The sequence below is a fragment of the Corynebacterium kroppenstedtii genome, from assembly GCF_016894245.1.
Lineage (GTDB): Bacteria > Actinomycetota > Actinomycetes > Mycobacteriales > Mycobacteriaceae > Corynebacterium.
Genome location: NZ_CP069792.1, coordinates 1867119 through 1883719 on the forward strand (window position 1 = coordinate 1867119; position 16601 = coordinate 1883719).

Sequence of the window (16601 nt, forward strand, 5' to 3'; positions counted from 1 at the left end):
GGTTTCATCGTTGTAGTAAGCGGTAAGGTTTAAGTGTGAACGCGTCAGACGACAAGGCTCATGGGCCGACGGTTTCGGAAGCTGCGAGTGACAACCATGAGGTGAGTGACTACACGCAGCCAGCTCCACGTCACACGCAAGAAAGCGCAAAGCTACTGAACATTGCCAACGTTCTCACGGTCATCCGCATCGTATTTATTCCCGTTTTCGTGTGGCTCCTTCTCCGGAACGGGGGAGAATCGGCAGCGTCGCGTTGGACGGCCTTGTTTATGTTTATCGCGCTCATGGTCACCGATTTTGTCGACGGACGACTAGCCAGGTCGCGTAACCTCATCACCGATTTCGGCAAGATCGCGGATCCCATTGCTGATAAAGCTCTAATGATCTCTGCACTCGTGGGCCTAAATATTATCGGCCACCTGTGGTGGTGGGTGACCTGCCTGATAGTGATCCGAGAACTCGGTATCACCCTGTGGAGAATGGCGATGCTTCACCGCGGGTTGGTGGTACCTGCGTCTAAGGGTGGAAAGCTCAAGACAGCGCTACAGTCGTTAGCTGTAAGTCTGTTCCTCATGCCTCTGCCGGGTTGGACCGACTGGCTCACAGGTATCGTCATGGCTGCTGCCGTCATCGTCACCGTGGTGACCGGAATTCAATATTTGCTGGATTCAAGGCAATCACGGGCAGCATCATCTGTGGCGACATCGGCGTAGTCGCGTGATGCTCATGCTCATCCGCTGGTGGATGGAAAGAAGTGGTCCTGGTGCTGAATTCTGCTCCTTATAGCGCTGTCGAGCTCGCTCGACCTACCGATGACGAGCTGTATGACGCCGCCTGTCGTGTTGTTCGCGATTTTTCCTCCTCGGGTGTGACTATTGCGTGTGCAGAATCGCTAACTGCTGGACTGCTGAGTGCGACTGTGGCTACTGTGCCCGGAGCGTCAGCTGTCTTGCGAGGCGGCATCGTCGTGTACGCGACAGAACTTAAAGCTAGCCTTGGCGGTGTTCCCCCGGAGGTCCTTGACGCCGATGGCGCCGTTGCACCAACCACCGCGCGGTACTTGGCCGCTCACGTCCGCGAGATGTGCGGGGCCACGCTCGGTGTCGCACTCACTGGCGTTGCTGGGCCAGAACCTCAGGAAGACAAGCCAGTAGGTCAAGTATTCATTGGTATCTCCGATGGCAAAAAGGCCTCTGCACAGCTTGCTGGTAACGTGCTTTTTCGCCACAATTATGCAGATAAACAAGCCACGTCGGATATCCTTGTCAGTGGAGATCGCGAGACTATACGTCGCTTGTCTGTAACCGCGGCGTTATCTTCGTGCTGCAACTGGTTAGCGGAATTCAACGTCGATAAAAAATAGCAATGATGGGAACAAAAGTGGGCAAAGATTCGTTACACCCAGTGATGAGAACTCAGACCACCGTTCTAGATAATCCTGCTCTTTTTCCGCACCATCAATCACAGGGCGATAGCCCCGTTCTCGGTCACGACCGTGAGACCCCCCTCGACGACACCATCGGCCCGTCGGCAGGAACACCCGAACCTCTCCTGCGTGAGACGTTAGGGGAAGCGCTCCGAGCTTTCCGCGTTCGTGCATCGATGACGCTCAGAGAGCTATCGGATGTTGCGTCGGTTAGCCCCGGCTACTTGTCAGAAATCGAACGCGGCCGTAAAGAAGTGTCCTCTGAACTCTTAGCTTCTGTCTGCCATGCTCTAGGAGTCAGCGTTTCAGATGTCCTTCTGGAGTGCATTAGCATTATGGCCCTGGAGGCGGAAGCAGTTGATTTTAGGCACGAGCTCGACGCCACCGTGTAGTAGTCACCCACGTGCTCTGTGCCATCCACGTTGTTAATGTCAGCACCGGTTGCTGAGCAGCTTTGTGTAGAAAGGTCCCGGTTTTCACGATGGCGAACCCGTTTTCAAAAGGGTGGAAGTACTTGATGGCTCTCTTCGACAACAAGATCGAAGAGAAGGCTGATCCCAAAGTACAAATTGAGCAGTCCATCCAGGCTGCGAAAGAACAACACCAGGAACTGTCGAAACAGGCCGCAGCGGTCATTGGCAACCAGCGGCAACTGGAAATGAAACTTAATCGACAGCTGGCAGAGGTGGAGAAGCTGCAGGGCAACACTCGCCAGGCTCTGTCCTTGGCGGATAAGGCCCGAAGCGAAGGTAATTCATCGAAGGCCGTCGAATATGAAAATGCAGCGGAGGCTTTTGCTGCGCAATTGGTAACGTCAGAGCAATCGGTAGAAGATCTTAAACAGCTCCATGATCAGGCCTTACAGCAGGCTCAGCAGGCGAAAGCCGCTGTTGAACGCAACGCCATGGCCTTGAAACAAAAGACCGAGGAGCGCACAAAGCTCTTGAGTCAATTAGAGCAGGCCAAGATGCAGGAGAAAGTCGCCGATTCCATCTCCTCGATGAATAAGCTGACCGCCAATGACGACTCACCGAACCTGGATCAGGTACGAGACAAAATTGAAAAGCGTTATTCAGATGCTTTGGGACGGGCCGAGTTGGCCGAGAATTCTGTCGAAAACCGTATGGTAGAGGTTCAACAAGCTAGTGTGCAGATGGCGGGACACTCGCGCTTAGAAGAAATTCGTGCGTCGATGAACAGTGGTGGGCGCTCGGGAGCTAGCGCTGGTCACGCCAGCATTTCTGGTTCCCATCAGCGGTCGCTGGAACAATCCTCACAGAACACTAGTGATATCGATAATTCTGTTCATGGGGAATTTACTCGCACGTCTCATGAAGACGATGTGCCTCAGGATGCAGTGGCTGAGAAGCTGCGGCAGTTACGCGAAGGGAACTAGCCTGGCCCAGCTAGGTTGATAAAAGGGTAGCTGAGTGTTCGCTATCGAGTCCATTCCGGCGTTTATTCTCGAGAGACATACTCTGACGACGTCGGATCCCAGTCATCAAATCCGCGGCTTTCTAAGGCTTCTCCCATTGCTTCGGCCCGTCGGATCGAGTGGATGATCACCGGCAAAGCGAAAGCACGTAGCCCCCGTGATGATCGAGCCCGACGGGCTTCAATGACCACACGGATATTTTCCATCTGAAGAGGGATCAAGCGGATGGTAATGGCAATCGCCACGCTTATTGCGTTGACGGGGATGTGGAAACGCGCAAGTGGTCGGAGGGCTAGGTCAAGAGACTCGATCATGTCCCCGATCCGCGTTGTCAAAGTCAAAATCAATGCTAGAGCTACGCTTACCACCAATGACGTTGCCAGTGACAGAGCCGACCACCATCCCACACTCCAGGCCTGAAATATGGTGATAAATGCCAGTACAGGGACCACGGGCAATAGCTGCGATGCCGCCACGCTGAGTGGTATGCGCGCGAGGGCAAAAACACTCATCGTCACGAGGACTTCAACTCCTAAAACTACTAGGCCGAAGGCGTTGAAGTGGATCCCTATTGTCCGGGCCATGACTGTGATAACCACCACCGCCACCATAATGAGCACAATCTTCGTGGTGGGTTTGAGTCTGTGAACGGCGGTGTTTTTATCAACGTAGTGTCCAAGAGGCATAGTCAACCACCGTCGGGGAGTACGAGTTTTACTCTTGTTTTTCATTGATCTATAAGATCCCCTAACGGCTGTACGTAGTCTGGCTTACGCCCTACAGGTCGGAGTATGTTCCACTTATTCGTCAGGCTTGGTCCCTGGCGTGCATTGCTTCTTTGTATGTTCTACACACCTCATTCGCGGGCCCATCCGCCCGGATACGTCCACCGTCAATCCAGAGCGCACGGTCGTAATGGGAAACAAAATCTAAGTCGTGGGTAGCGACAATTAATTGTTGAGGGAGGCTATCGAACAAGCGTCCAAGTTTGAGTCTGTTGGATAGATCAAGAAGCGTTGTTGGTTCGTCGGCAATGATGGTGAGTGGTTGCGCTATGAGCACTGCAGCCAGTGCCAACATTTGCTTTTCGCCACCGGATAGCCGGTATGGGGAGGCATGTGCACGTTGATCTAACCCAAAGCGGCTGAGCATCGCCATGACACGGTTGTTTTTGTCATGACGAGAAAGACGATGGCCATCTGCTCGTATGTTCCGTAGCGAAAACTCAACATCTTCATACACCGTCGGCATTAGTATTTGGTTTTCAGCGTCGGAGAATACAAACCCCACCTTTTTTCTGACATCGCGACCATTGGTCTGGGGATTGAGGCCATTAACGGTGATTTTTCCGTTATCCGGTGTCCCTAACCCGTTAACCATGCGCACGAAGGTGGATTTTCCGGATCCATTTGCCCCGATAATGGCTATTCGGCGTTCTGAAAGCGTAACGGAGATGTCATTGAGGATTGTGTGTTCATCGAAAGCTATTGTGACATTGTCAAATTGAATAGTGGGTGGGGTGATGGATGAGTTCATTGGTGCTTTCATGGAAAAGGAGGTGGGGCAAAACGAGTCATGTTAGCGAGGTTCGGGTAGTAAACGGGGAAAAGCAGCTACGACTCCCGAAGCAATAAGTCCGACAACAATCATCTTCACCAGATCCGGGCCTATGAATGCGAGTTGGCTTGTCAATGCCGTAGTAAGACTGAAGCCTTTGATGATAACCATCCAAAGAGCGCCGAAAAAGTATTGGACGAAAATTCCGAGGACGGCGACGATGACAAAGAGAATTGTCTGGAGCGGTCGACGACGTGGCGTTACTTCTGCTACCGCGCCACACACCCATGCCGAAACCAGGTAGCCAATGACATATCCGCCGCTAACGCCAGCAAAAGCTGATAGTGCAGACCGGCCACCTGCAAGCACTGGTAGACCGATGAGGCCGAGAATAAGCACAAGCCCGATGGCAGCTGTTCCACGACGTCGTCCGAGAATCATTCCTGCCATAATTGCAATTGCGTTCTGCATGACGACAGGGACGCCGGCCACTCCTATTGGGATAGAGACAAAGGCCATGGCTATGAAGAGTGCGGCGAAGACCGCTACGTATGCGATGTCTCGGCTTGACCATGAAGATCGGCGTGGTGATTGCTGGTGAGGAGCGGAGGTTGTGTCAGAACTGCCCTGATGTGTTTTATCACCCATAGCTGTCATCGTAATAAAACCGATGGATGTCACTAGTATCGCTCGAGGAGTGAGCGTTCATAGTGGCTCGCTGTTGATAGTAGGTGATGGATGCTAGCGTTTTGAATCGAACATACGTTTGCGTATGATGAAGAGCGGTGTTGCCGTGTCCGACGCCAGAATATTCTCTGTCTTGGAACCGTAACCGGAGTAACATCGTCTATTCCGTGTGATGAGGACAGTCCTGCTGGTTTGAGAACATATTGTTTTGTGACCTGGCAAGTGGCTGTAATCAGGTACATGTTGTGCTGTTAGGTCAGGTTGCTAGATACCAGTAGTAATGCTCTGACATCGATGAAGGATTGGTGGACAATGGCAGGTAAAACTGCAACGAAAAAGAAAACAAATCAGAGTAGTGGCGACGGACGCCTGAAAGCGCTCGATACGGCTTTAGCGAAAATCGAGAAAGACTTTGGTAAAGGCGCGGTCATGCGTTTGGGGGATGATAAGCGTCCTCCGATTAGCTCGATCTCCTCAGGCAACATTGCGATTAACGTTGCGTTAGGGATAGGGGGATTCCCCCGTGGCCGAGTTGTAGAAATTTACGGTCCGGAATCGTCAGGTAAGACCACAGTTGCTCTTCACGCCATTGCTGAAGCTCAAAAAGACGGGGGCATTGCTGCCTTTATCGACGCTGAGCATGCTTTGGATCCTGAATACGCTCGTAAGCTAGGGGTCGATACCGACGCGCTGCTTGTCGCGCAGCCAGACACCGGTGAGCAGGCTTTAGAGATTGCTGACATGCTCATTCGGTCAGGCGCTCTAGCCATCATCGTCATTGACTCGGTGGCTGCATTAACTCCGAAGGCGGAAATTGATGGTGAGATGGGGGATAGCCATGTGGGGCTCCAGGCTCGTTTGATGAGCCAAGCACTTCGAAAGATGACAGGTGCGCTGTCTCAGTCGGGAACAACTGCCATTTTTATCAACCAGCTGCGAGAAAAAATCGGTGTGATGTTCGGCTCGCCCGAAACGACCACCGGTGGTAAGGCGCTCAAGTTTTACGCTTCGGTTCGCTGCGATATTCGCCGTATCCAGGCTCTGAAAGATGGCCAAGACGTCATTGGCAACCGGACACGGTTAAAAGTTGTCAAAAATAAGGTCTCGCCACCGTTTAAGGTTTCTGAGTTTGACATCCTCTATGGTGAAGGAATTTCGCGCGAAGGATCGATTATTGACCTTGGCGTTGACTACGGCATTATCAAGAAATCAGGCTCGTGGTACACCTATGAAGGTGAACAGCTCGGCCAGGGCAAAGAAAAGGTCCGTGATTATCTCAAGAATAATAGTGAGCTTGCGGGGACTATCGAAGATAAAATTATGAGGGCCGCGAAGGTCGGGCCGTATGCGAATGTCACTGATGACGATGCGGCGGAATCGGAAAACAATAGCTCTGATGACGATCCGATCGACGTTGTTCCCAATGTGGACTTCGATGATGATGACGAATAGATGCGAAAGGGCTAGTTTAGGCAATGCCTAAATCCAGTGAGAGCGATTATTCTGCTGAGTCCACCGCTGACATTATTGGGCATCTCAGTGAAGCCATCTCTCGCGTGGATGCCAGTAGATCTATTGCGCAAGAAGAAAATGCTGTACGACCTGTTAGGTCGCGGGCGTTGCGTCTTTTGGACCACAGGGCTAGATCCGAGCAGGAACTGAGGGATCGTCTTCTCGACGCCGAGTTTCCTCCAGCGAGTGTGGACACAGTCATTGTCGACCTTGTCGATAGCGGATTAATTGATGACCGTCGATTCGCCGAAGAGTGGGTGAGGCAGCGCAGAACTCGCCGAGGAAAATCTCGCCGTGTTTTGCGCGAAGAACTCCGGAAAAAAGGTGTCTCTACGTCCGACTGTGATCATGCACTAGCTGAAGTCAGTGACGACGATGAACAGAGATTAGCCCGCCGCGTTGCTCAGGATCGTGCGCGGCGGATTCGGACGGTTCCCGCCGATCGGAAAGAAAAATATGCCCATCTCCGTCGGATTACCGCGGCATTGGCACGACGGGGCTTTCCGGCGGGTATGTCACAGCGGATCGCTCACGACGTCGTGGAGGAGAAAATCACCGAACTGAGCAACGATCCCGACGTGGAATAACGTGGAATAATATCGCCGAAAACCTATTCGAAAGTACTGCGTAAATCACGGTGGGCTGGGTCATGCCAGTCGACCACGGCTTCATCCTTGGTCTCCACGCCTTGCTCTTTTTGATGGGGAACATGAGCTACGATATTGCGCCGAGCACGGCCAGCCCGAAGCTGAAGCTCGATTCGCTCCGCAAATTTCGTAAGCCCAATGTTGACAATGACCATGATCACTGCGACAACAACGAGCGCCGCGAGGAAGTTCCGATAATACGAAGCTGACTGAATTCCCGACCTCACAACCTCCACATACCCGATCTGATAGCCCAATGCGGAGTCTTTAAGTGCAATCACCATCTGCGCAATCAGAGCAGGGAGCATCGAAGCGACAGCCTGAGGAAGAAGGATGATTCGCATCGTCTGTCGGTGAGTCAGTCCCAGCGCCAAAGCGGCTTCTGACTGCCCGCTAGGGAGCGCCTCAATCCCCGAACGAAGGACCTCGGCAATGACCGCACCGTTATACAACGTCAACCCAAAGACAACAGCAGCAAAAGCCAACTGCTCTGAAGGAAATACCGCATATTCAGCGAAAAGCTGGTAGGCGAAGATCATCAAGATCAACACGGGAATAGCGCGGAAGAACTCGACTATTACCCCACAAATCCGGCGAACGATCCACCGATGATGCAAACGCCCGGTTCCCAGCAACGCTCCAAGAAGCATAGCCAAAATAATGGAGACAAAGGCGGCTTTCAACGTTCCCCAAAGACCAGGGAGAATATAAGTCGTCCAGGTGGTCGACTTGATAAAGGGATCCCACTTGGACGTCTCCAACTGGCCATTTTTGGCCAGCACCGAGATTGTCCACCCGATGACGACAGCAGCAACCACGACAGTAATGGCCGTGAGGATGCGGTTGATCTGACGCCCGCGAGGACCGGGATTGTCATAAAGGACAGTTGCGCGAGTACTCACTATCGTTTCACCGCCAATCGCTTACCAGCCCAGCCAAAGAACAATCCCATGGGCAGGGTCAAGATAATAAAGCCGAGAGCAAAAATGCCGAACACCAAGAACAACTGGTCGGCATGATTCTCGATTGTCGACTTCATCAACAAAGATGCCTCACCCACGCCAATAACCGATGCGATGGTCGTGTTCTTGGACAACGCAATCAGGGTGTTGCCTAACGGAACGATCGACGCACGAAACGCCTGGGGGAATACGATGGCAGAGAAATTTTGTCCAAAAGACAGCCCGAGTGATCGACCAGCCTCCGCTTGCCCAAAGGGGACCGTGTTGATGCCCGCCCGCAAGGATTCGGCGACAAAAGCCGAGGTGTAGACGATAAAGGCCAGGACCGCCAACCAAAAGTTGTTGTTCTTGATGAAGCTGTCGTTCTCGGGAGCAAGTGTCAGGCCTAGGTTTTGGTAGAGCCCGATCGATGAGAACAACACAATCAGCGTGAGGGGAGTGTTCCTCGAAACAGTAATGAACAATGACGATAACGTACGCAATATCCCGACGGGGCACACCCGCATGGCGGTCAGAATAATGCCCAGAATCAGCGAACCTATCCCTGAGTACACCGTTAATTTAATGGTGACCCAGAACGCAGGCCACAGCGTGTCGCTGAGGTCACCCCATAAAGTCGTTGTTTCCATTGATCCCCCTTATCCCTTCTGCAAAAAGCTGAGATCGCCGATGGCGGGTTCATCGCCCACGGGGAAGTCGTTTCCAAGGTTCTTGTGAACAATGGACGCGTACGCGCCGGATGCCCACATTTCTTTCAAGGCAGCATTAATTGCCTCGGTTGACTTAGTGTCGCCCTTCGCATGCCCGATCCCATAGTGCTCATCGGTCCACCACGATCCGTCATCCTGTTTCATATCAACGACGCGGAATTCGCCCGGATACTGAGTTGCGAACCCATACAGGATGGTGGCGTCGGTGGTTAGAGCATCAACCTTTTTTTGATGGAGCGCTTCCACACATGAGGAATAGGAATCGAATTCTTGTAATTGGACCTCAGGAAGCGCCTCTTTGACCTTCTGGGCGGGAGTGGATCCGCTCACAGAGCACAAACGTTTCCCTTTATTGAGGTCCGTCAAAGATTGGATCCCCGTGTCCTTATCTCGCACTAGTAGCGCTTGATGGGTGACCAGATATGGACCTCCAAAAGCGACAGCATTCGCGCGCCCTTGGTTGATGGAGTACGTAGCTGTAATCATGCCGACTTCGCCATTCTTAATCAACGTCTCTCGCTGGGCAGATGGCGTTTCACGCCATGTAATCTTCGGTTTATCCCAACCATTTTTCTCTGCGATGTGGTTAATGACGTACCGCGAAACATCTGGATCTACGCCGACGAATTTTTTATCCGGTGTGCGCATCCCCATACCCGGCTGGTCATATTTCGTGCCGACGACGATATGCCCAGATTTAATTTCGTTGAGAACACTCACCGGCTCTGACGACCCACACGCGGTGAGCGTCGGAGTGACGAGGATAATAGCTGTCACCGCAGCCACGATCGCGCGCATACGGGTGTGTCGTCGGGAAGACTGGCGTCGGAAATAAGTAACAAACTGGCCGATGTGGCGGCCGGCGAACTGCACTCGTGTCATTTTTCACGCCCCTTATTAATGACCGAGGATCTTGGAGAGAAAATCTTTGGCCCGATCTGTTTGGGGATTCGTAAAAAATGATTCCGGATCGGTGTCTTCGACGATGGCGCCATCGGCCATAAACAACACGCGATCAGCACCCCGTCGAGCGAAACCCATTTCGTGGGTCACACAGACCATCGTCATACCTTCTTTAGCTAGTTCAATCATCACGTCGAGCACCTCATTCACCATTTCCGGGTCGAGAGCAGAGGTCGGCTCGTCGAAAAGCATGATTTTGGGGTCCATGGCGAGGGCGCGTGCGATGGCGACACGCTGCTGTTGGCCTCCGGATAGCTGGGCGGGATACTTGTGTGCTTGGCTATCAATATCAACTCGTCGGAGAAGAGCCATAGCCCGATCCTTAGCTTGGGCCTTGCTCCGTTTCCGCACTTTGATAGGGCCGAGAGTGACATTGTCGAGGATCGTCTTGTGCGAAAACAGATTGAATTGTTGGAAAACCATGCCGACTTCCGCTCTCAGCCGAGTTAGACTCTTTCCTTCTTCGGGAAGTACCTCACCATCAATCACGATCTCACCATCGTCGATAGTCTCGAGTCGGTTAAGTGTTCGGCATAAAGTTGATTTCCCCGAACCCGAGGGACCAAGAATGACCACGACCTGTCCTGCCGGAATTGTCAGATTGATATCACGGAGTGCGTGGTAGTCACCGAAATACTTGTTGACATGGGACAAAGAGATCATCGGCGGGCGATGCCCAGGATCTTTGGTAACCGTTTCAGCGTCGGGATAAAGTGCAGAATTGTCTGCAGCGTCTGCGGGAGTGGACTCGTGTGCGGGAATGGACTGTAGCGACGGCGCTGTGTCGTCGGATCCGGAAACTTCTGGCATACGGAAAAACTTAAAGGGTTTTTTAGCCAAAGCTGTGTGGGAAACAAAAACTTAACAACACCGTAACCAATTCCCCGTCTGTCGGGGGTGACCAGTACGATAGTGCGCGATGAACGGCACAACCCCTGATATGTCAATAAACCATGTAAAGACCATGAACCATTTTACTGCTTCGCCTCATCCAACGGTTTCGACGATGACCACCCGCCCACGCACTTACGAGGTGCGCACATTCGGGTGCCAGATGAATGTGCATGACTCAGAACGCCTGGCTGGGCTTTTGGAGGAAGCCGGCTACGTACCCGTCGGTAGTGACGACTCTGCCGATGTCGTTGTATTCAACACGTGTGCAGTGCGTGAAAATGCGGATAATCGGTTGTATGGCACGTTAGGCCAACTGAAATCGGTCAAAGATACAAAGCCTGACATGCAAATTGCGGTCGGGGGATGTATGGCGCAAAAGGATAAAGACGTCGTTGTGAAGCGAGCCCCGTGGGTCGATGTCGTGTTCGGTACCCACAACATTGGGAAGCTACCAACACTCTTGGCACGTGCTGCTCACAATCACGAAGCCCAGGTGGAAATTGCCGACGCTCTAGAGCAGTTCCCCTCCGTTCTTCCCGCGAAACGTGATTCTGCCTATTCCGGGTGGGTTAGCGTTTCTGTTGGATGCAATAACACCTGCACGTTTTGCATTGTCCCCAGCCTCCGCGGGAAAGAAAAAGACCGCCGTCCAGGTGATATTTTGGCGGAAGTACAAACTCTTGTCGACGACGGCGTTAGTGAAGTGACACTGCTTGGCCAGAACGTCAACGCGTATGGAGTCCACTTTGAGGACCCGACGCTAGAGCGTGACCGCAGCGCATTTTCAAAACTGTTGCGCGCATGTGGTGATATCGAGGGCCTGGAGCGCGTTCGCTTTACCAGCCCCCATCCTGCCGAGTTCACCTCTGACGTCATCGATGCGATGGCGGAGACCCACAATGTATGCCCTCAACTTCATATGCCGTTGCAGTCAGGCTCAGACAAAGTTCTCAAGGAGATGCGTCGCTCCTATCGCACGAAGCGTTTTATGAGAATTCTGGACGAAGTACGTGAGAAACTCCCTCATGCCTCGATTACGACCGACATTATTGTTGGTTTTCCTGGAGAAACTGAGGAAGATTTCCAGCAGACGCTCGATCTCGTTGAAAAAGCACGGTTCACGAGTGCGTATACGTTCCAGTATTCGCCGCGTCCGGGGACGCCAGCCGCGGCGATGGATGATCAAGTACCGAAAGCAGTGGTGCAGGATCGGTATGAGCGGTTGGTTGAGGTTCAAGAGCGAATCAGCGCCGAACTCAATTCTGAGCTGGTTGGGGATGTCGTTGAGGTTCTTGTGCAGGCTGACGACGGGCGTCGGTCCGCTCAAACACATCGTTTATCAGGAAGAACGCGCGACGGTCGTCTGGTGCACTTTGCCCCTGATGCTGCGTCGATGGAAAAGACAGCCCGAGCATGGAATTCCATCGGAGCAACCCCTATGGCGCATCCGATGAACCCCCGCGGAATGGCGGTCGAAGAATGTGTGAAACCGGGTGTCGATCAGTCGATCCGGGCGGGAGACGTGGTGTGGGTACGTATCACTGATTCACGCTCTCACTTCCTGTTATCCGACTCGGGCGTCCTTGCTCACCGTCGTATGCCGGCAGGGGACCGGACCGAAGCTTCCTCCGCCCCAGCGCCCCGCGGCGTTGGTCTGGGAATGCCGACGGTCAAGACGATGAAAAGGTAGACAAGCTTCGTACGCATCACGAATGAGATTTACGGATTAGGGTAAGAGACATGGCAATGAAGAAGAGGTCTCGGCGCAGCGATGGCGACGGCTCGGCTCAGCGGCATCAACCTTCGAAAAAACCCCAAGAGATGACGGCCGAGGAGCGCAAAGAAGCGCTTCAAGCTTTCGGGGAAAGCAAACGTGCCAACATCAACGTGGAAGAACGCCTGGCGTCGAAAACCGTGGTCCTCAACCGCCAGCTTCCTTTTTTCTTGCTCGGGATGTTGGGGACGTTATTCGCCATTTTCCTCCCGCACTCGGGGAGTGTGTACGGCTTTGACGTCCTGTTTTACTCTGACCGCGCTCAAGAGATGGTCACGACGTGGCCCGAGCGCATCTATGTATGGTTGGCGCTGGTAGGGGGAATCTTCTTACCCATTGGAGTAATCGTCTCACGATCAACTCTCGTCGCTTGGGTCGCGTGGGTTGTGTCCGGAGTTGCCTGGGTATACGGTATTTTCGCGATCTGGATGCGGCAGTCACGCCCACCAACAGAGCCGGGATCTGGGCCGTCGTACGGGCTGATCGTTGGTTTCGTCGCGATCATCGTTATTTTCGCAACCATCTCCACGGTCGTTTTCCGTCGATCAGTTTTACAACGCGTTTTGGCAGAAATTCGGCGCGAAGAAGCTGACCGTGATGATGAAGCACGGGCAGCCCAGCAGCATCTTCGGACGGGTTTAGCTGTTCAGGAATATAGGGAGCCGGTTGATAACCGACGTGCACGCGCGAAAGAGCGTGCACACCAAGTGGCGGAAAACCAACGCAAGCGGAACCAGCCACCCTCAGACAAATAGCGATCTCATGACTCATGAATGGAGCCCCACGACCGGTTACCCGTGGGGCTTTTTCAATTTAGCGCGTACTACTTAGTTCATCGCTTGCTGAGCAGTCTGAGCCCATTGCGCCCACTGCTCGGCTTGAGCTTTAAGGTCTGCAGCTTTCTTGCTGTTACCGGCTTTCTCGGCACTATCCGCTGCGGCCGAGAGTTCAGTGACCTTAGCCTCAAACTGGGCGACGCGAGCTTGACGTTCGGGGTCAGTCTTTCGCCATTGCTCATTCTCAACGTCATTGACCCGATTTTCCAGCGCGCGGATTTTATCCTCGAATTCCCGCACGCGGCCCCGGGGCACGTATCCGATGCTTTCCCATTGCGATTGCAATTCCCGAAGGGCTTTCTTGGCAGCGTCCAAGTTCTCCTCAGGATTAATTTTGTCGCGGTATTGCGCTATGAGCTGGTCTTTCTTCTCGGCATTGGATTCATACTCTCGGTCTTTAGCCTCGTTAACAGCCTTCCGTGCCGAGAAGAAAGTGTCTTGGGCATGGCGGAAGCGTTTCCATAGCCTGTCATCGATACCACGTGGAGCGCGGCCAGCAGCTTTCCACTCCGTCATGAGGTCGCGGAACTGATGTGCAGTTTCTCTCCACTCCGTCGAATCCTGGATTTTCTCCGCTCGTTCGCAGATATCTTCCTTGAGACGACGAGCCTCATCACGCTTCCGATCCAACTCGGCAAAATGTGCTCCGCGGCGCTGTGAAAACTGCTCACGGGCAGCAGAGAAACGCTTCCACAGGGCATCATCCGTTTTTCGGTCGATACCGTGGATGCTCTTCCACTCGTTCAGCATCTCGCGCAGGCGATCGCCGGATTCTTTCCACTCCGTCGAATCCGAACCAATACTCTCGGCCTCTGCGATGAGTTTTTCACGCTGCGCAATCGCGTTCTCTCGGCGCTGAGCCTTCTCAGTTTCGGCTTGTTTAGCGATGGTGTAGCTGTCGTCGATAATCGAGGTGAGCTGGTCATTAAGACTATCGACATCGCCAAGCGCAGCTGATTCGGCGACTTTAGCTTGCAGTTCCTCGGCAGACTTGCGAGTATTGGCAGCCTCCTCGGGGTGCGTGTGGAGACGGACGCGGAGGATATCTGCCTCAGTTTGCAGGCTATCGAAGTGCTTACCGAAGAAAGTGAAGCCCTCGCTCTTCGAGCCGGCTTTCCACTCACCGATAGCGCGCTCACCGTCGCGAGTGATTAACCAGACCGTTCCATCATCGTCGATGCGCCCGTGGTCTTCGGGGTTGTTCGTCCGACGTGGCGGTGTCGTCGTTGCTGCATGGCCAGACATGGATGCCGGTGTGGGATGAGCGCCTCGGGGTCCAGGGGTAGGCGCTGAAGGGACCGAAGAAGTAGTCATGGGCCGGTGTTCCTCACTCTTTCTTTCTTTGCCGCGCGGCACGGCTGCCAAACACAATCCACTGTTTAGACTGCACGACTTCCCGCCGAGAGTCTACCCGTTAGGGTAGTGATGTGATCGATTCTCACAAGGCTTCACCGGCTTCGCCGACCACACCGGTGACGTGTCGATGCCTAGATTCAACTGGTAGCTGCGGTGTAGAGCCTGAGATACGCCGCGAGCGCATCGTTGCGCTTCTGCCGCCTACTCCTTTGCTTCTCCCCGAAGCAACTGGTCACGCCCATTATCCGGCGCAACTCCGGAAAAAGATCGACCGGGCCCAGCAGTGGATACTACCCACGGACGATCACATCACTATTGGTTTCCACCCCGACGAGTCCATGGCTACACGTCATGTCGGTTCTCTTAAGGCATGGGGAATTGACGTGAATGTGGGGGCTGGGAAGTATTTACCTGATATCGTCCTGCGGGCCCTTCTTCGGCGGTGGGGTTACGACGGCGAGATCGTCAGCGTCGACGTTCACGACGTGCAGTTTCTCGCCGAGGATGGGACGCTGCTGGATGGGCCTCTTCTAATAGCCGCCGACGGGGGAGCGGGACTTCACCCCGACGCACCTTTGGGTGACGTGCCCGGAGCGTGGGCCCTCGAGGAGAAACTTCGGAGTTTTGTTATCGATCCCGCGGCTCAGGCGTCGGCACCATTGTTTGACGTGACTGCTGCAGAAAACTGTGGGATTGACCCGGAACCATGGATCGCGTGGGCTGACTTTTGCCGAGCCCACCCTTCCAGTGTGAGTACCCTGTATCACTGGTCCTCCATCGATGACCGCGCCGATACCACCGCCGAGCAACAGGTTGGCCCACCCGCACAGGATGGGCCGCCTGCCTATGGAGGAATAGGTTTCCATTGTGGCGTATGGCAGCTCACCACCGTGATGTAGAACAGGATGATAACGTGCCCGCATCTCTGCCTTTCCCCGTGGCCGTCGTCGGTCCCACCGCGTCGGGCAAGTCGGCATTGGGCCTTGCGCTCGCGCACCGCTATGACGGAGAGATCGTCAACGTCGATTCCATGCAGCTTTATCGGGGGATGGATATCGGTACGGCAAAGTTGACGCCTGAAGAGCGCGAGGGCATCCCGCATCATCAGCTCGACAAACTTGATGTCACCCAGCGGTCGAGCGTCGCGAAATACCAACAATCCGCCGTCGACGATGTTGAAAACATCCGTTCACGAGGGAAAACACCAATTTTGGTGGGTGGCTCCATGCTGTATGTCCAGTCGCTCGTCGATGATTGGCAGTTCCCACCCACCGATCCTGCAGTTCGGGCCAAATGGCAACAGCGCCTCGACGAGATAGGTGTTCAGCAGTTGCACAAGGAACTTGCTGCTATTGACCCAGCGGCTGCCGGCATTATCGAAGTCAATGATCCGCGTCGGACTGTCCGCGCCCTGGAAGTCATCGAATTAACAGGGAAGCCTTTCGCGGCCTCACAGCCACCCATCAACGCACCAGCCCGATGGGGAACACTCATCATCGGATTACAAACATCATCAGAATGGTTGAACCCGCGAATAGAATTACGCACCCACACCATGTTTGACCGAGGCCTTATTGACGAAGTCGACGGCCTCACCCGGCACGGGCTCATTGCACAGTCCACCGCCGGGCGAGCGATCGGATACTCCCAAGTACTTGCCATGCTGGCCGGCGACATAACAACCGATGAAGCCATATCGTCCACCATCACAGGGACCCGTCGCTATGTCAGACGACAGCGTTCGTGGTTCCGTCGCGACCCACGAACCCACTGGATCGACGCGGCAGGGGACACCGTCAGCGAAGCGACGTCGATCATCGACAACCACGTCTAGAATGGCCC

At 53.9% G+C, this 16601-nt stretch carries 18 protein-coding genes; 10 read left to right on the forward strand and 8 right to left on the reverse strand.

Annotated elements, in window-relative coordinates:
* Positions 1–35: 35 nt before the first annotated feature.
* The 4 genes from pgsA (at position 36) to I6J23_RS08055 (ending at position 2822) form a co-directional block, all read left to right on the forward strand.
* Positions 36–713 (forward strand): CDP-diacylglycerol--glycerol-3-phosphate 3-phosphatidyltransferase, encoded by a 678-nt coding sequence (gene pgsA, locus I6J23_RS08040; RefSeq protein ID WP_204581600.1) that lies wholly within the window; start codon positions 36–38, stop codon positions 711–713.
* Between the two features lie 50 nt (positions 714–763).
* A complete protein-coding gene (locus I6J23_RS08045; protein WP_318744281.1) occupies positions 764–1363 on the forward strand; it encodes a CinA family protein in 600 nt (199 codons plus the stop codon).
* Between the two features lie 5 nt (positions 1364–1368).
* Positions 1369–1818 carry a helix-turn-helix domain-containing protein gene (locus I6J23_RS08050; protein ID WP_412523827.1) on the forward strand — a complete coding sequence of 150 codons (450 nt, stop codon included), beginning with the start codon at positions 1369–1371 and terminating at the stop codon, positions 1816–1818.
* Positions 1819–1907: 89 nt separating this feature from the next.
* A complete protein-coding gene (locus I6J23_RS08055) occupies positions 1908–2822 on the forward strand; it encodes a PspA/IM30 family protein (RefSeq protein ID WP_204581601.1) in 915 nt (304 codons plus the stop codon).
* Positions 2823–2884: 62 nt separating this feature from the next.
* On the opposite strand, the gene I6J23_RS08060 is transcribed toward I6J23_RS08055, so the two are convergent.
* The 3 genes from I6J23_RS08060 to I6J23_RS08070 all read right to left on the reverse strand — a co-directional run bounded on the left by I6J23_RS08060 (position 2885) and on the right by I6J23_RS08070 (position 5075).
* Positions 2885–3592 (reverse strand): energy-coupling factor transporter transmembrane component T family protein, encoded by a 708-nt coding sequence (locus I6J23_RS08060; RefSeq protein WP_204581602.1) that lies wholly within the window; start codon positions 3590–3592, stop codon positions 2885–2887.
* 76 nt (positions 3593–3668) lie between these two features.
* Entirely contained in the window at positions 3669–4397 is a 729-nt protein-coding gene (locus I6J23_RS08065; protein ID WP_204581603.1) for an energy-coupling factor ABC transporter ATP-binding protein, read from the reverse strand.
* Positions 4398–4439: 42 nt separating this feature from the next.
* Positions 4440–5075 carry a biotin transporter BioY gene (locus I6J23_RS08070; RefSeq protein ID WP_239454878.1) on the reverse strand — a complete coding sequence of 212 codons (636 nt, stop codon included), beginning with the start codon at positions 5073–5075 and terminating at the stop codon, positions 4440–4442.
* 342 nt (positions 5076–5417) lie between these two features.
* Between I6J23_RS08070 and recA the strand changes: the two genes are divergently transcribed.
* Complete coding sequence (gene recA, locus I6J23_RS08075; protein WP_204581604.1) at positions 5418–6557, forward strand: recombinase RecA; 1140 nt, start codon at positions 5418–5420, stop codon at positions 6555–6557.
* A gap of 23 nt (positions 6558–6580) precedes the next feature.
* The gene (locus I6J23_RS08080; RefSeq protein WP_204581605.1) at positions 6581–7204 is read left to right on the forward strand and encodes a regulatory protein RecX; all 624 of its coding nucleotides are present in this window, start codon (positions 6581–6583) and stop codon (positions 7202–7204) included.
* Positions 7205–7227: 23 nt separating this feature from the next.
* Here I6J23_RS08080 and I6J23_RS08085 read toward each other — a convergent pair whose 3' ends face one another.
* From I6J23_RS08085 to I6J23_RS08100, 4 genes are read right to left on the reverse strand one after another with little or no spacing between them, the layout of a single operon-like run.
* Positions 7228–8166, reverse strand: coding sequence for an amino acid ABC transporter permease (locus tag I6J23_RS08085; protein ID WP_204581606.1), 939 nt, complete (start codon positions 8164–8166; stop codon positions 7228–7230).
* Positions 8166–8855 carry an amino acid ABC transporter permease gene (locus I6J23_RS08090; protein WP_204581607.1) on the reverse strand — a complete coding sequence of 230 codons (690 nt, stop codon included), beginning with the start codon at positions 8853–8855 and terminating at the stop codon, positions 8166–8168. Before I6J23_RS08090 ends, I6J23_RS08085 begins: the two co-directional genes overlap by 1 nt.
* A gap of 9 nt (positions 8856–8864) precedes the next feature.
* The gene (locus I6J23_RS08095) at positions 8865–9818 is read right to left on the reverse strand and encodes a glutamate ABC transporter substrate-binding protein (protein WP_204581608.1); all 954 of its coding nucleotides are present in this window, start codon (positions 9816–9818) and stop codon (positions 8865–8867) included.
* A 15-nt stretch (positions 9819–9833) separates the two neighbouring features.
* The gene (locus I6J23_RS08100; RefSeq protein ID WP_204583011.1) at positions 9834–10562 is read right to left on the reverse strand and encodes an amino acid ABC transporter ATP-binding protein; all 729 of its coding nucleotides are present in this window, start codon (positions 10560–10562) and stop codon (positions 9834–9836) included.
* Between the two features lie 301 nt (positions 10563–10863).
* Here I6J23_RS08100 and miaB point away from each other — a divergent pair, with 301 nt between their 5' ends.
* Positions 10864–12483, forward strand: coding sequence for a tRNA (N6-isopentenyl adenosine(37)-C2)-methylthiotransferase MiaB (gene miaB, locus I6J23_RS08105; protein ID WP_239454879.1), 1620 nt, complete (start codon positions 10864–10866; stop codon positions 12481–12483).
* A 50-nt stretch (positions 12484–12533) separates the two neighbouring features.
* Positions 12534–13322: an Rv2732c family membrane protein gene (locus tag I6J23_RS08110; RefSeq protein WP_204581609.1), complete on the forward strand. Its 789-nt coding sequence runs from the start codon at positions 12534–12536 to the stop codon at positions 13320–13322.
* Between the two features lie 72 nt (positions 13323–13394).
* Here I6J23_RS08110 and I6J23_RS08115 read toward each other — a convergent pair whose 3' ends face one another.
* Complete coding sequence (locus tag I6J23_RS08115; RefSeq protein ID WP_204581610.1) at positions 13395–14717, reverse strand: DUF349 domain-containing protein; 1323 nt, start codon at positions 14715–14717, stop codon at positions 13395–13397.
* A 113-nt stretch (positions 14718–14830) separates the two neighbouring features.
* Here I6J23_RS08115 and I6J23_RS08120 point away from each other — a divergent pair, with 113 nt between their 5' ends.
* The gene (locus tag I6J23_RS08120; RefSeq protein ID WP_204581611.1) at positions 14831–15658 is read left to right on the forward strand and encodes a hypothetical protein; all 828 of its coding nucleotides are present in this window, start codon (positions 14831–14833) and stop codon (positions 15656–15658) included.
* On the forward strand, positions 15634–16593 hold the full coding sequence (gene miaA, locus I6J23_RS08125; protein ID WP_390886218.1) for a tRNA (adenosine(37)-N6)-dimethylallyltransferase MiaA: 960 nt from the start codon (positions 15634–15636) through the stop codon (positions 16591–16593). Before I6J23_RS08120 ends, miaA begins: the two co-directional genes overlap by 25 nt.
* Positions 16594–16601 lie beyond the last annotated feature (8 nt).

Excerpts from the sequence above, each read along its gene's own strand:
- recA (WP_204581604.1), top strand. The coding sequence starts at position 5,418 with ATGGCAGGTAAAACTGCAACGAAAAAGAAAACAAATCAGAGTAGTGGC.
- I6J23_RS08100 (WP_204583011.1), bottom strand. The coding sequence starts at position 10,562 with ATGATCTCTTTGTCCCATGTCAACAAGTATTTCGGTGACTACCACGCA.
- I6J23_RS08090 (WP_204581607.1), bottom strand. The coding sequence starts at position 8,855 with ATGGAAACAACGACTTTATGGGGTGACCTCAGCGACACGCTGTGGCCT.
- I6J23_RS08065 (WP_204581603.1), bottom strand. The coding sequence starts at position 4,397 with ATGAACTCATCCATCACCCCACCCACTATTCAATTTGACAATGTCACA.
- I6J23_RS08110 (WP_204581609.1), top strand. The coding sequence starts at position 12,534 with ATGGCAATGAAGAAGAGGTCTCGGCGCAGCGATGGCGACGGCTCGGCT.
- miaB (WP_239454879.1), top strand. The coding sequence starts at position 10,864 with ATGAACCATTTTACTGCTTCGCCTCATCCAACGGTTTCGACGATGACC.
- I6J23_RS08080 (WP_204581605.1), top strand. The coding sequence starts at position 6,581 with ATGCCTAAATCCAGTGAGAGCGATTATTCTGCTGAGTCCACCGCTGAC.
- I6J23_RS08095 (WP_204581608.1), bottom strand. The coding sequence starts at position 9,818 with ATGACACGAGTGCAGTTCGCCGGCCGCCACATCGGCCAGTTTGTTACT.
- I6J23_RS08055 (WP_204581601.1), top strand. The coding sequence starts at position 1,908 with ATGGCGAACCCGTTTTCAAAAGGGTGGAAGTACTTGATGGCTCTCTTC.
- I6J23_RS08115 (WP_204581610.1), bottom strand. The coding sequence starts at position 14,717 with ATGACTACTTCTTCGGTCCCTTCAGCGCCTACCCCTGGACCCCGAGGC.
- miaA (WP_390886218.1), top strand. The coding sequence starts at position 15,634 with ATGGCAGCTCACCACCGTGATGTAGAACAGGATGATAACGTGCCCGCA.
- I6J23_RS08050 (WP_412523827.1), top strand. The coding sequence starts at position 1,369 with ATGGGAACAAAAGTGGGCAAAGATTCGTTACACCCAGTGATGAGAACT.
- I6J23_RS08070 (WP_239454878.1), bottom strand. The coding sequence starts at position 5,075 with ATGACAGCTATGGGTGATAAAACACATCAGGGCAGTTCTGACACAACC.
- I6J23_RS08060 (WP_204581602.1), bottom strand. The coding sequence starts at position 3,592 with ATGAAAAACAAGAGTAAAACTCGTACTCCCCGACGGTGGTTGACTATG.